The organism is Burkholderia sp. 9779_493, assembly GCF_015712215.1.
In the GTDB taxonomy this organism is placed as follows: Bacteria; Pseudomonadota; Gammaproteobacteria; order Burkholderiales; family Burkholderiaceae; genus Burkholderia; species Burkholderia cenocepacia.
Window position 1 is genome coordinate 1 of the sequence record NZ_JACCQA010000107.1, and the last position, 478, is coordinate 478.

Annotated in this window: 1 protein-coding gene; it reads right to left on the reverse strand. The window is 57.9% G+C overall.

The features are described from left to right. The coding region (locus H0X95_RS35690; protein ID WP_230878356.1) for a hypothetical protein at positions 1–328 on the reverse strand (328 nt) is incomplete at its 3' end. Positions 329–478 lie beyond the last annotated feature (150 nt).

The window sequence follows — 478 nt, forward strand, 5'->3', positions numbered from 1 at the left end:
AGATAGAAGAGAGGATCAGGTTGCGCGCCTCCTGGCCGTAGCGCCGCGCGTTTAACGCCCGCCAGACGGCGGGACGGTGTAAACCGCGCAACGTGCTGAACGCGCGATAGCGTAGCTTCTCCAGCGCCGTTGACGGCTCATCCTGTAACCAGCGAACTTTGTCCGCCAGTTGATATTGGGTATAAGCCGCATGAGTGTTGGTCAGGTCGCCCTTTTGCAGGGCGACAATCTCCACCTCATAACCCATCTCGATAAACGCCACGATCTGGTTTAAGACAAACGTCTCAGACGATAAAGGAAATTTCAGCAGGAAGAAGCTGACTTTCATCGGCCCTCCCGGATGCGGTTCAGCACCGATTCAATCATGGTGAAGCCCTTCTGGCGTTCCCCCTCCACCGCCGCGGCGACTTTCTCGCCCAGCGCCGGAAGCTGGTTGAGAATATCGCCCACCACGCCTTGCATCGAGCCGTCGAGCAGG